The organism is Streptomyces sp. TLI_053 (assembly GCF_900105395.1).
GTDB lineage: Bacteria > Actinomycetota > Actinomycetes > Streptomycetales > Streptomycetaceae > Kitasatospora.
In genome coordinates this window covers 7,693,070-7,704,818 of the sequence record NZ_LT629775.1, presented here as the reverse complement: position 1 = coordinate 7,704,818, position 11,749 = coordinate 7,693,070, and the positions used below count along the sequence as shown (strand labels likewise).

The following is an 11,749-nucleotide window of genomic DNA, read 5'->3' as shown; positions in this document are numbered from 1 at the left end:
CTCGACATGCTAGGCGTGACCACGAGTTGAGGGCCATAATGCGGACACGCCCGACCGCGTGCAACGGGAGCACGGTCGGCGCGCGAACGGCCCGGGCCCCGGGAAAACGCCCGCGGGCCCGCGACGCGGAGTGCGTCGCGGGCCCGGGGGCGTATCGGCGTTACGGTCAGGCGGTGTTCGGGGTCAGCGTCCAGCGCTGGTTGGCGTTGCCGTAGCACTGCCAGATGCCCACCGCGGTGCCGTTGGCGTCGTTCCAGCCCGGCAGTTCCAGGCAGCTGTCGGAGGCGGGGTTGTAGATCGAGCCGTCCTCGCGGAAGGTCCAGATCTGGCCGCCGCCGGCGGCCCGGCAGTCCGTGATCACGACCGGTGCGCCCCAGTCGGTCCGGTCGTCCTCGACGCCGACGCAGCGGCCGCCGGTGCGCAGGGTGCCGTCGGAGGCGAACCAGAAGTCCTGGCTGGCGCCGTTCCAGCAGTCGTACAGCCGGAGCGCGCTGTTGTTCGACGCACCGTAGTTGTCGAGGCAGCGGCCCTGGGCGTGGATGGAACCGATGTTGTAACCGGCGGGCTGGGCCGAGAGCGCCCGCGGCTCACCGAAGCGCGGCTGGTCGCCCTCCGGGGCGAGGCCCGGGTAGCGCACCTTGCGGCCGTCGGCGAAGGCGACGACGAGGTCGGCGTGACCGTCCGCGTCGAAGTCACCGGGCGAGTCCACCAGCGGGGCGGCACCGGCGGCGAGCCCGAGCGGCAGCACGGTGTGGGTGGCGGGGGCCGTCCACCGGTCGCTCGCCGTGTCCTGGCAGTCGCCGATCACCAGGTGGGTGCCGGGTCCGGCAGTACCGGGCGCGTCGAGGCACTTGGCGGCGTTCGGGTTCATCAGCGTGCCCGGGTGGGGACCGGCGACCCACTTCTGGGCCGGGGTGTTGTTGCAGTCCCACAGGTTGACCGGCGAACCGCTCTCGGTGAGCGCGTCCGTGACGTCCAGGCACTTGCCGAGGACGTGCACCGAACCGTCGGTGCCGAGGGTGAACGCCTGGCTGGACGCCGCACCCTGGTCCGAGCAGGCCGCCAGCACGGCGGCGGTGCCGTTGCCGGTGCGGCCGTGGTCGATGTCGGCGCACAGGCTCGTGCCGCCGTCGCCCGGGAGTGCGGAGACCAGGGGCTTGTGGGCGGGCAGCGGCAGCGGCGTGAAGCCGCTCAGGACCTTGCCGTTGGGGTCGAACGGCAGGACCAGGCTCGCGACGGCGCCGGTCACGGTGTCACGCACCCAGAGGGTGGGGACCCCGCCGATGTCGCCCGGGTACATCAGGGTGAAGCCGCTCCAGTCGTCGCCGGGGGCGCCGAGTTCGACACCGGCGTCGAAACACCGGCTGTCGTTGCTGCGCATGCTGTAGTAGTACCGCAGGTGACCCTGCTCAACGGTGATCAGGCCGGTCCCCCCGGTACCCCGCCGTACAGCGGTCATCCGGGTGATGTGGTCCCAGGTGCCGTCGATGCCCTTGGTGCGGCAGTAGGTCTGGCCGCCCACTGGACCGACGTCGCGGGTGAAGCGACCGAACACCGGGTTCGGCGTCGCGTTCCCGTCGTTGGCGTAGACGAGAAGCTGCTTGGTTTCCTTGTGATAGACGAAGAGCGAGTCGCCCTGCCCGACGACGGCCCCGCGGTGGGCCAGCAGGTAGTTGTTCCAGTTGTCGTGCATGGGGCTGCTCGCGGCCGGGGACACCGTCTCCGGCTCGGACGCGCCGCCGCTGCCACCCCGGAACAGCACCAGCGAACCGTCGGCCGCCGGAGCCAGGAAGTCGGGCACGCCGTCGACGTCGACGTCGCCGGCCACGTCCGGGCGGTCCCTCCACGGGGCGTAGTAGTTGTAACTGGAGATCCGCGGATCGGAGTTGCCGGCTCCGTCGACAGCGCTGACCACCAACTGGTGCGAGCCCCAGTCGTCGGCCCCCACACTGATCGGGACATCGGCGTACGCGGTACCGTCTGCGGCGAAGGAGGCGGGGACGGTGCCGGTGACGCCGGGCCAACCGACGTTGATGGTGTATCGGAACTCACGGACGCCACTGGCGAGGCAGCCGCCGGCGCAACCGCTCGGCACCGGGTCCTTGCTGGTGACTCGGACGGTGATGCCGGGGTCACCGGCGCGGCCGGTGGACGTGGCCCCGCTGCCCGTCGGCGGAAACACCGTCGAGGGCGCGATGGACGCGGGCGTCGGTGCGGAGAGGTCGACCTTGAAAGCGCAGTCCGCCGTCACCGGGCTGTTGACTCCGCCGCCGGTGGTCCAGGCGTTCCAGCCGTACTGGTGACCGTCCGCGAGCGCGCGACCGACGGTGGCCTGGCCCCAGCCTCCGGTGCCGACGACGGTCTGGCTGGTCCGCGTGACGCCACCGGTGTCGCCGGACTCGCCGGCCGTGATGTCCCACACCCGGAAGCCGACGGTGACGGTGCCGACGCCGGGCTGCGCGGTGCCGCTCCAGGCGGACAGGGTGACGTCGGACGTGCCGTCGGCCAGGGGAACGGTCCGACCGATCCAGCCGGGCGCGCCGGCTCCGCAGCCGTCGTCGGCCTGGCCCACGGGCTGCGGCTTGACGGACAGCTTGCTGGGGGCGGAGGGGCCGGGCCCGTCCGCGGCCTGGGCCGGGGCCTGGGCCTGGGCCTGGGCGGCCGTCGGTGCGGCCGTCGGTGCGGCCTCCTGAGCCGTCGGAGCAACGGCCGGAGCCCCGGTCGGGGTACTGGTCGGGGTGCTGGTCGGCACACCGGTCGGCACACCGGTCGGCACACCCGTGGGTGCGCCGGTCGGAGTTCCGGCCGCAGTCTCGGTCGGCGCCGGGGTCGCGCCCGGGTCCGCGAACGCGGCGCCCGGGGCCGCCAGCACGAGGCCGATCGCGAGCAGCGGCGCCAGGTGCCGAGCCGACCGGCCGCGCGGCGGCGCGGATGAGCGGGTTTCTCGCATGAGGTGTCAGTTCGCCTTCGCAGCAGGGACCCCTCGGTCCGCGGCCGATCGCCGGCTGTCCGCCGGCACCGACGTGAACGAGGGGATTTGTCCGAGTGTGGTGCGCGTTCCGATCACGCGTCAGATGACGTGGGCGCGCTTCGACGATCGGTGCGCGGTCGAACGTTAGTGCGTGGCGATCCCGGCTGGCAATCCCGTTTTCGCGGACGCCGGACGTGTCCCGTTCTGTGCATCGGCGCAGGTCACGGGAGGGTCCGGAGACGCCGGCGCCCGCCCCCGGTCGACGGGGGCGGGCGGCGGCGAACGACGGGGCGGGCGGTGGTGGGTGGGGTCGTCAGCGGAGGTCGAAGACCAGGCGGGCGGGGGTCCTGCCGGAGAGGACCTCGTCGAAGCAGGTGTTGACGTCGGCGAGGTGGCGGGTCTCGCGGATGACGCGGGTGCGGCCGAGGGCGTGGAGGCGGAAGACCTCGGCGAGGTCCTGGCGGGTGCCGACGATGGAGCCGATCACCCGGGTGCCGTTCAGGACGGTGTCGAAGACCGGGAGTTCGAGCCTGCCCTCGGCGGGCAGCGCGACCAGGACGAGGGTGCCGCCGCGGCGCAGCGAGGCGTAGGCGGCCTGGAACGAGGCGTTGCTGACGGCGAGGGCGATCGCGGCGTGGGCGCCGCCGAGCTTCCGGACCTCGGCGGCGACGTCCTGGACCCGGGCGTCGAGGACGTGGTCGGCGCCGAGTTCGCGGGCCAGGGCGAGCTTGTCGTCGGTGACGTCGACGGCGATGGTCTCGGCGCCCGACAGTCGGGCGTACTGGAGGGCGAGGTGGCCGAGGCCGCCGATGCCGGAGACCAGGACGCGGGTGCCGGGGCCGGCCCCGGAGACCTTGAGGGCCTTGTAGGTGGTGACGCCGGCGCAGGAGAGCGGGGCCGCGTCCAGCGGGTCGATGCCGTCGGGGACGGGAACGACGTAGTCGCCGTGGGCGAGGGCCTGCTCGGCGTAGGCGCCGTCGACGGAGTAGCCGCTGTTGTGCTGGTGGACGCAGAGGGTCTCCCAGCCGGAGACGCAGTGGTCGCAGCGGCCGCAGGCGTCGGCGAGCCACGGGATCGCCACCCGCTCGCCGACCCGGACGTGCCGGACCTCGGCGCCCGCCGCCTCGACGATGCCGACGCCCTCGTGGCCTGGCACGAACGGCGGGGTGGGCCGGACCGGCCAGTCTCCGTGCGCGGCGTGGATGTCGGTGTGGCACAGGCCGGATGCCTCGAGCCGCACCCGCACCTGGTGCGGGCCCGGCTTCGGGACCGGACGGTCCTCGATCACGAGCGGCTGGGTGAAGTCGTGGACGACGGCGGCCTTCATGTTCGTGCTCCTGCCCTTCGTGCCGCCGGAGCCGCTTCCCGACCCCCCGGGCCCCGGTCACACCTCCATCCCACTCCTCGGGCCGGGCGGACCGCCAGGGCCGGACGGGTGGATCCGGGCGGGCCGATGGTCCCGCGCCCGCCGGGCCGGTGGGCTCCGGCCGGACCGTGGAATTCGGTCGAGCCGGGTCGGGCGGTCCGAGTAGCGTCACCCCCATGGTGAATGAGGAGCGGTACGCCGTGTACCGGGAGGAAGCGAAGGTACTGGCCGCGATCGGCGAGCACGTCCACGCCCAGGTCGGTCGGGTGACGGTACGACTGCCCCGGGCCGTGGCGCAGGCAGCGGTGGACGCCTGGGAGCGCGACGACCCGGACGACGGGCTGCGGGGCGAGACGATCGAGCAGTACGAGGCGCGGGGCCGGGCGGGCGACGTGGCGCTGATCGGCCTCGTCATCTCGGAGCACGGCCGCTGGGAGGACGAGGAGGTCGTCGTCGACCTGGAGGTCTCTGACGCGGGGTCGGCCCTGCTGGCGCACATCGAGGCCGCGGGGACCGACTACCGGCCGAAGGAGCGCCCGTCGAAAACCGCCTGACCCCGCCAGTGGTACCGGCGACACTGGCGCCGTGACCGGTCCCGCGCTGCCGCATCCGCTCCGACCGCATCCACTGCGCCCGCATCCGCTTCGACCGCGTGCCCTGAGGCCCGGGGACCTCGTGGTGATCGCCTCGCTGTCCGGCCCTCTTCCCGCGGAGTACGAACCCGACGTCCAGCACACGGTGGCCGTGCTCGAACGGACGGGATTCCGTGTGCGCCGGGCTCCGCTCCTCCGGGCGGGACAGCAGCACTGGTGGAGCGCGGCGGCTCCGGTGGAGATCGCCGGGGAGCTCAACGGCCTGCTGCGCGACCCCGAGGTGCGCGCGATCGTCGCCAGTGACGGCGCGCAGACGGCGCTCGGCTACCTCGACCTGATCGACATCGAGGCGGTCGGGGCCGACCCGAAGCCGATCCTCGGCTACAGCGACATCTCACTGCTGCACCTGGTGCTCCACGCGCGCACGGGGCTGGTCGGGTTCCACGCCGACATGGCCGTCCCCGGCTTCGGCGGCAGCCGGCAGTCCCTGCCGGCGACGCGCAGAGCGGAACTCGATTCGCTCTACGGCAAGTTGCTCACCAGCACCGAGGCGATCGGCACGCTGCCCACCGGCCCGTCCTGGGAGTGCTGGCGTCCCGGCCGGGTCGAGGGCCCGCTGATCGGCGGGGTGATCAACCGCATCGTGCTGGCGCAGGCGACGCCGTTCGCGCTGCCGCTCGAACGGTTCGACGGCGCGGTGCTCTTCCGATAGGAGACGGGCGGCTTGCCCTCGTACGTGTGGAGCTACCTCCAGGTGATGCGGCGCAGCGGCATTCTCGACCGGATCGCCGGCATGGTCGTGGGCGTTCCGCGCGAGATCGGGGGACTCGGACCCGGCGCCTCCCCGACCCTGTCCGAGCTGGTCCTCGATGTCCTCGGCGACCGTGACATCCCGGTCCTGGGCCAGGTGGACTTCGGGCATGCCGGGCCGAACCTGCCGATGCCGGTGGGCATCCGCGTCGGCCTGGACGCACGGCGGCGGACGCTGTCGTTGCTCGAACCGGCGGTCGCACCGCACCCGGTGACCGCGATCAGCCCGCTGAGTGGGCGTCGGCCCGGTGCGTCGGCCGGGTGGTGACGTGGCGCAGCAGCACCGTCGGTGACGGCATGACGGCGGACCAGGTGTTCGCGCACCTCTCCGCGGCTTCGGCCGGGGCCCAGGCGGCCACCACCGGGAGTTCGCAGTGGTCGCCCGGCTGCAGCGGGGGAAGCGTCCAGGACATGCCGTGGTGGTTGCCGAAGTCCACTCCCCAGGTGGTGAACGAGCGGGCGTACACCTCGTCGGCCAGCGCCGTCCAGCGCCGGGGCGCCTCGCCCGCGAGGGCCGCGCCGCAGATCGCCTCCTCGTCGTTGCCGCCGACGGTGAGCCGGGTGTGATCGTCCTCCACCGTGATCGCGGCCAGCGCCTGCCCGCCGTTCCAGTCCGCGACGGCACCCTCCGGGAGCCGCGCCGGCAGCTCCGCCGAGAACCGCACCCGCCCGATCGGTGCCAGGACGTCGATCCGCCAGACCGCCGCGCGACAGTCGGTCAGCGGCTCCCAGTACTCGGGGTCGAGGTCGGGGTCGTACGGGGTCAGCAGCAGCTCGACGCGGGCCGCAGGACGGACCAGCGGGCCACCGTGCAACCGCTCGGCAGCTCGAAGAGCTCCTCGGGCAACGGGGGGAGGACGGTGTTCCCGAGGGTCGTGCCGAAGGTCAGCGGGCCGAAGGGGGTGCCGACGGCCGGCCGGTCGGCGGGACGCAGGCGGGTGCGCGGAACGCTCGGGAGCAGCATCGCTCCAGCGTAGAGGGCCCGTCGCACCGGGGTCGTCGGGTCGGGGCACCTGCCGCGCAGCGGCTCGACGACGGCTCCACGACGGCTCCACGACGGCTCGACGACGGCTCGACGACGGGGCCGGACCCCGCGCGGCCCGGTGACCCGGTGGCACCGGAGCCGGCCGAGTTCCGTCAGGATCCGCCGGACGGCGCCCGGCCGGGCCGGACGACGCGGTCCGCCTCCCAGGAGATGAGCATCCGCAGGGCGTCCTCGGAAGGACTCCCCGGGTCGGCGGTGTAGGTGACCAGGGCCTGGTCGGGGTCGTCGGCGGAGCGGAGGGTGTCGTAGACCAGCTCCATCCGGCCGACCAGCGGGTGGTGGAACACCTTGTGGCCGGAGGTCTTGTCGCGGACCGGGTGTTCCGCCCACCAGTGGCGGAACTCCTGGCTGCGCACGGAGAGTTCGCCGATCAGTTCGGCGAGCCGGGGGTCGTCGGGGCGGCGGCCGGCCTCCAGGTGGAGGAAGGCGACGTTCTCGCGCGCGCAGGCCACCCAGTCGTCGTAGAGGGTGCGCGAGGCCGGGTCGAGGAAGGTGATCCGGGCGATGTTCCGTTCGGTGGGGGCGAGCGTCCCGTAGTCGCCGAAGAGGGCGACGGCGGCGCTGTTCCAGGCCAGGATGTCCATCCGGCGGCCCATGACCACGGCCGGGACGTCGGGCATCGCGTCGAGCAGCCGGGCCATCGACGGCCGGACCTGCTGCGGGGCGGCGGGACCCCTGCCGCGACCGGGGCGGGCGCGGTCCTGGCGGGTGCGGGCGAGGCGGTGCAGGTGGCCGGCCTCCTCGGGGTCGAGGCGCAGCGCGCGGGCGACCGCGTCGAGCACGACGTCGGACGGGTTGCCGACCCGACCCTGTTCGAGCCGGGTGTAGTAGTCGACGCTGACACCGGCGAGTTGGGCGAGTTCCTCGCGGCGCAGGCCCGCCACCCGGCGGCGGCCGCCGAAGTCGGGGAGGTCCACGTCCTCGGGCCGGAGCCGGGAGCGGCGGGTGCGCAGGAACTCGGCGAGGCCGCTCGGGGTGCCGGTGGCGGCGGTGGTACCGATACCGGTGCCGGTGACAGCGCCGGTGACAACGCTCGCGGCGGCACTGGCGGCGGCGCCGGAGGTGGGGGCGGGGCGGCTCGTTCGGTTCGCGCTCATGCGGTCATTCTGTCCGTTCGGCGCCCGGTCTGCCTGGTCCTGGCAGGACCAGGCAGACCGGGCAGGCCCGGGGGGAAGGGGACGGCCGAGTGTCCGCGTCCGGGCATCACCAGGAGTTCGCGACCGCCACCACACCGCCGTCCACCACGATGTCCTGGCCGGTGATGTAGCCGGCCCGGGGCGAGAGCAGGAAGGCAACGGTCTCGGCGACGTCCGCCGCCTCGCCCAGACGCCCGATCGGCACCTGCGCCCGCACGGCTTCCTGCTGCTCCGGTTCGGTGATCACCTCGTGGAACATCTCGGTGACGATGTAGCCCGGGCTGACCGAGTTGATCCGGATGCCGCGCCCGGCGAAGTCGCTGCCGAGGGTGCGGGCCAGGTTGTGCACGGCGGCCTTGGTCGCCGCGTACACCGGGGCGTTGGGCAGGCCCCGGTGCAGGGTCCAGGAGGCGTTGAGGACGATCGCGGCGCCGCCGCCCGGGGCCTGCTCCAGCAGCGGAAGGGCGTGCTGGACGGTGAAGAAGACGCCCTTGAAGTTGACGTCCACGGTGCGGTCGAAGCTCTCCTCGGTCACCTCGGCCGGGGTCTCGAAGACGCCGACCCCGGCATTGGCGAACACACCGTGGAGGTGGCCGTACCGCTCCCCCACCCGCTCGGCCAGCCGGGCCAGGTCGGACGGGCGGGCGGAGTCGGCGCGCACCGCGAACACCCGCTCACCGGCGGCGAGTCCGGCCTCGGCGCGGGCAAGGCGGGCGTCGTCGCGGCCGGTGATCACCACGTTGGCGCCGCGGTCCAGCAGCACCCGCGCGGTGGCGAGTCCCATGCCGCTCGTGCCTCCGGTGACGAGCACGGTCCGGCCGTCGAAGTCCTGGTCCTGGGTGGTGCGGTCGCTCTCGCCGGCGATGGCGGCGGGTGTGTTCCGGTGGGTATTGGTCATGGGACCAGCCTCGCCGCCGGAAGGAGGGGCGGACCAGGCCCGTTCCGACCCTGGGTCCGGCGGGACCACCCTGGCGGGAGGGCGGAGCTGCCCGGGCGTGCGTCCGCCCCCGCCGGGGGTCGGCGGGGGCGGACGCGGTCGCGCGGCCGCGGCGGGGGGTGGTGTCGGGGGCTCGGCGCGGAGTGCGGTCAGGACTCCCGGCGGGCGCCCGCGGAGGGCACGGCCCGGTAGACGTGCGGCTCGGCCCAACCCTCGGCCAGGAAAGCCTCGGTGACCGCCTTGGCCACCGCGTCCGCGTCGGCCGTCCGGGTCAGGGCGATCACCGAGCCGCCGAAGCCGCCGCCGGTCATCCGCGCGCCGAGCGCCCCGGCCGCGACGGCGACGGAGACCGCGAGGTCCGTCTCCGGACAGGACGTCCGGTAGTCGTCGCCCAGGGAGGCGTGCCCGGCGGTGAGGATCGGTCCGAGGGCCGCCGGACCGTGCTGCTCCAGCTCCCGCATCGTCTGCTCGACCCGACCGTTCTCGGTCACCACGTGCCGGACCAGCGGGACCAGTTCGGCCGGCAGCCGGTCCAGGGCGGCGGGGAGGTCGGCGGCGGCGAGGTCGCGCAGCGCCGGCAGCCCCAGGAGCGCGGCGGCGCGTTCGCAACCGGCACGAAGAGCGGCGTAGGCGCCGTCGGCGAGGTCGTGCTGCACCCGGGTGTCGAGCACCAGGAGGGTGAGGCCCGAACCCGCGAGGTCGAGCGGGACGTACCGGGCGGAGAGGTCGCGCGTGTCCAGGTGGAGGGCGGTCCCGGCGCGGCAGGCCATCGAGGCCATCTGGTCCATGATCCCGCACGGGACACCGACGAAGTCGTTCTCGGCCCGCTGCGCGATCAGGGCCAGCTCGGCTGCTTCCAGGCCGAGTTCGTACAGGTCGTTGTAGGTGGTCGCGACCGCGCACTCCAGTGCGGCGGAGGAGGAGAGGCCGGCGCCGCCGGGCACGTCGCTGTCGAGCAGGACGTCGGCGCCGCCGATCGCGTGGCCCGCCTCGCGCAGCGTCCAGACGACCGCGGCGGGGTACGCGGCCCAGCCGGACACGCCGCCCGGGGCCAGACCGTCGACGGACAGTTCGACGACCTCGCCGGGGACCCGGGTCGAGGCGAGGCGCAGCACGCCGTCGGCGCGGCGGCGGGCGTAGGCGCGGACGGCCTGCGGGAGGGCGATCGGGAGGACGAACCCGTCGTTGTAGTCGGTGTGTTCGCCGATCAGGTTGACCCGGCCGGGGGCCGCCCAGACGCCCTCGGGGGCGTGGCCGTAGAGCTCCTCGAAGGCGGCGGACGGGGAGGTGGGGGGCGTGGGGGTCATCGCTGCGGTTCCTCGTCGGTCGTCTTGGTGGCCGGAGCGGCCGGGGTGGTCGGGGCAGCCGGGGTGACCGGGGCGGCCTCAGCGGCCGGGGTGGTGGAGCCGACCTCACGAAGCCGCCGGGCCGCGGACTCCGGGGCGACGTCGTTCATGAACGCCTCCATGCCGGACTCGGTACCCGCCAGGTACTTGAGCTTGTCCGCCGTCCGCCGGACGGTGAACAGCTCCAGGTGGAGGGCGAGTTCGTCCTCGTGACCGTTCGGGGCCTGGTGCCAGGCCGCGATGTAGGGAGCGCGGACCTTCCGGTTCTCGTCGCTGAAGAGCCGGTCGAAGCGGCGCAGCAGGTCGAGGTAGATCCGGGGGAACTCGGCGCGCTCGTCCTCGTTCAGCCCGGTGAAGTCGGGCACCCGGCGGTTGGGGAAGAGGTGGACCTCGTAGGGCCAGCGGGCGGCGAACGGCACGAAGGCCGTCCAGTACTCCCCCGCCAGCACGACCCGACTGCCGTCGGGGTGCTCGGGGCGCTCGGGGTGCTCGGCGGACGGTTGCCCGGCGGATGCTCTTTCGGCAGCGACGAGGTCGTCGAAGAGGTTGCGGCCGGTGGCGGCGCGGTACCGGGCGGCCTGGTCGATCATCTTGGCGGTGCGCGGGGGGACGAACGGCAACGCGTAGACCTGGCCGTGCGGGTGGGCGAGGGTGACGCCGATCTCGGTGCCGCGGTTCTCGAAGCAGTAGACCTGCCGGACACCGGGCAGGGCGGAGAGTTCGGCAGTGCGGTCGGTCCAGGCGTCCAGCACCAGGCGGGCGCGGTCCTCGTCGAGATCGGCGAAGGAGGCCTCGTGGTCGGCGGTGAAGCACACCACCTCGCACCGGCCGACACCCGGCCCGCGACCGTGCAGCGGGTCGTCGAGGGCGAGCGGCACGGGGTGGGTGCCGGGGTCGCCCGCGAGGGAGGGGAAGCGGTTCTCGAAAACGGCCACCTGGTAGTCGTCGGCCGGGATCTCGCTCAACCGGCCCTCGCGGCTGGGGCAGAGCGGGCACTCGTCGGCCGGCGGGTGGTAGGTGCGCGCCTGGCGGTGGGCGGCGACGGTCACCCAGGCGCCGGTCATCGGATCCTGCCGGACCTCGGAGGAGGGCGCGGCGGCGTCCAGCGGACGCAGGTCGGCAACGGCCCGGCCGGTGGGCGGCGTGCCCCGGTCGTAGTAGATCAGTTCGCGGCCGTCGGCCAGTTCGGTGACCGTCCTGGTCGTCGCACCGGCCTGCCCGCTCGAACCGGCCTGAGCACTCGTACCGGCCTGAGCGCTTGCGTCGGCCTGAACACCTGCGTCGGGGTGCGCGTTCGGGCGGGACGATGCGGCGGCGCCGTTCGTCCCGTTCGCAGCTGCCGACCCGCTCGCGTCGGCCTGGCCGGCCGCGTCGGTCACCGTTGGGGCCATGACGTGCTCCCTCTCCTGGGGCTTCCCTTCAACCACATGAACAAACAATATCGAACATGAATCAACATGCGAGCCCTGGGTCCACCCCGATTCCGAAATCGGCCGCCGGTCGGGCGTCAATGCGCATCCTCCCTGGTCGGCACAGCGGACCGTA

The 11,749-nt window shown here is 73.8% G+C and carries 11 protein-coding genes; 3 read left to right on the top strand and 8 right to left on the bottom strand.

Annotated features, from left to right (window positions below):
• Nucleotides 1–166 precede the first annotated feature (166 nt).
• Together BLU95_RS32275 and BLU95_RS32270 are read right to left on the bottom strand one after the other, a co-directional pair.
• Nucleotides 167–2,950, bottom strand: a complete 2,784-nt coding sequence (locus BLU95_RS32275; RefSeq protein WP_093863084.1) for a ricin-type beta-trefoil lectin domain protein — start codon at nt 2,948–2,950, stop codon at nt 167–169.
• A 334-nt stretch (nt 2,951–3,284) separates the two neighbouring features.
• A complete protein-coding gene (locus BLU95_RS32270; protein WP_093863083.1) occupies nt 3,285–4,298 on the bottom strand; it encodes a zinc-dependent alcohol dehydrogenase in 1,014 nt (337 codons plus the stop codon).
• 215 nt (nt 4,299–4,513) lie between these two features.
• Between BLU95_RS32270 and BLU95_RS32265 the strand changes: the two genes are divergently transcribed.
• The 3 genes from BLU95_RS32265 to BLU95_RS44530 all read left to right on the top strand — a co-directional run bounded on the left by BLU95_RS32265 (nt 4,514) and on the right by BLU95_RS44530 (nt 6,008).
• Nucleotides 4,514–4,891, top strand: a complete 378-nt coding sequence (locus tag BLU95_RS32265) for a hypothetical protein (RefSeq protein ID WP_173862179.1) — start codon at nt 4,514–4,516, stop codon at nt 4,889–4,891.
• A 124-nt stretch (nt 4,892–5,015) separates the two neighbouring features.
• Entirely contained in the window at nt 5,016–5,642 is a 627-nt protein-coding gene (locus tag BLU95_RS44535; RefSeq protein WP_231977936.1) for an LD-carboxypeptidase, read from the top strand.
• Nucleotides 5,643–5,654: 12 nt separating this feature from the next.
• A complete protein-coding gene (locus tag BLU95_RS44530) occupies nt 5,655–6,008 on the top strand; it encodes a hypothetical protein (protein WP_231977935.1) in 354 nt (117 codons plus the stop codon).
• Here the strand turns inward: BLU95_RS44530 and BLU95_RS32255 are convergent.
• The 6 genes from BLU95_RS32255 to galT form a co-directional block, all read right to left on the bottom strand.
• Nucleotides 5,962–6,555, bottom strand: coding sequence for a hypothetical protein (locus BLU95_RS32255; protein ID WP_093863082.1), 594 nt, complete (start codon nt 6,553–6,555; stop codon nt 5,962–5,964). The two genes, BLU95_RS44530 and BLU95_RS32255, sit on opposite strands and share 47 nt — an antisense overlap.
• Nucleotides 6,504–6,704 (bottom strand): hypothetical protein, encoded by a 201-nt coding sequence (locus BLU95_RS32250; RefSeq protein WP_093863081.1) that lies wholly within the window; start codon nt 6,702–6,704, stop codon nt 6,504–6,506. The genes BLU95_RS32255 and BLU95_RS32250 overlap by 52 nt, the downstream gene beginning before the upstream one ends.
• A 173-nt stretch (nt 6,705–6,877) precedes the next feature.
• Nucleotides 6,878–7,882 (bottom strand): helix-turn-helix domain-containing protein, encoded by a 1,005-nt coding sequence (locus BLU95_RS32245; protein ID WP_093863080.1) that lies wholly within the window; start codon nt 7,880–7,882, stop codon nt 6,878–6,880.
• Between the two features lie 106 nt (nt 7,883–7,988).
• Nucleotides 7,989–8,819, bottom strand: a complete 831-nt coding sequence (locus BLU95_RS32240; protein ID WP_093863079.1) for an SDR family NAD(P)-dependent oxidoreductase — start codon at nt 8,817–8,819, stop codon at nt 7,989–7,991.
• Nucleotides 8,820–9,007: 188 nt separating this feature from the next.
• Nucleotides 9,008–10,165 carry a galactokinase gene (gene galK / locus BLU95_RS32235; RefSeq protein WP_093863078.1) on the bottom strand — a complete coding sequence of 386 codons (1,158 nt, stop codon included), beginning with the start codon at nt 10,163–10,165 and terminating at the stop codon, nt 9,008–9,010.
• Complete coding sequence (gene galT, locus BLU95_RS32230; protein WP_093863077.1) at nt 10,162–11,595, bottom strand: galactose-1-phosphate uridylyltransferase; 1,434 nt, start codon at nt 11,593–11,595, stop codon at nt 10,162–10,164. The genes galK and galT overlap by 4 nt, the downstream gene beginning before the upstream one ends.
• Nucleotides 11,596–11,749 lie beyond the last annotated feature (154 nt).

Excerpts from the sequence above, each read along its gene's own strand:
- galT (WP_093863077.1), bottom strand. The coding sequence starts at position 11,595 with ATGGCCCCAACGGTGACCGACGCGGCCGGCCAGGCCGACGCGAGCGGG.
- BLU95_RS32275 (WP_093863084.1), bottom strand. The coding sequence starts at position 2,950 with ATGCGAGAAACCCGCTCATCCGCGCCGCCGCGCGGCCGGTCGGCTCGG.
- galK (WP_093863078.1), bottom strand. The coding sequence starts at position 10,165 with ATGACCCCCACGCCCCCCACCTCCCCGTCCGCCGCCTTCGAGGAGCTC.
- BLU95_RS32250 (WP_093863081.1), bottom strand. The coding sequence starts at position 6,704 with ATGCTGCTCCCGAGCGTTCCGCGCACCCGCCTGCGTCCCGCCGACCGG.
- BLU95_RS32270 (WP_093863083.1), bottom strand. The coding sequence starts at position 4,298 with ATGAAGGCCGCCGTCGTCCACGACTTCACCCAGCCGCTCGTGATCGAG.
- BLU95_RS32245 (WP_093863080.1), bottom strand. The coding sequence starts at position 7,882 with ATGAGCGCGAACCGAACGAGCCGCCCCGCCCCCACCTCCGGCGCCGCC.
- BLU95_RS32265 (WP_173862179.1), top strand. The coding sequence starts at position 4,514 with ATGGTGAATGAGGAGCGGTACGCCGTGTACCGGGAGGAAGCGAAGGTA.
- BLU95_RS32240 (WP_093863079.1), bottom strand. The coding sequence starts at position 8,819 with ATGACCAATACCCACCGGAACACACCCGCCGCCATCGCCGGCGAGAGC.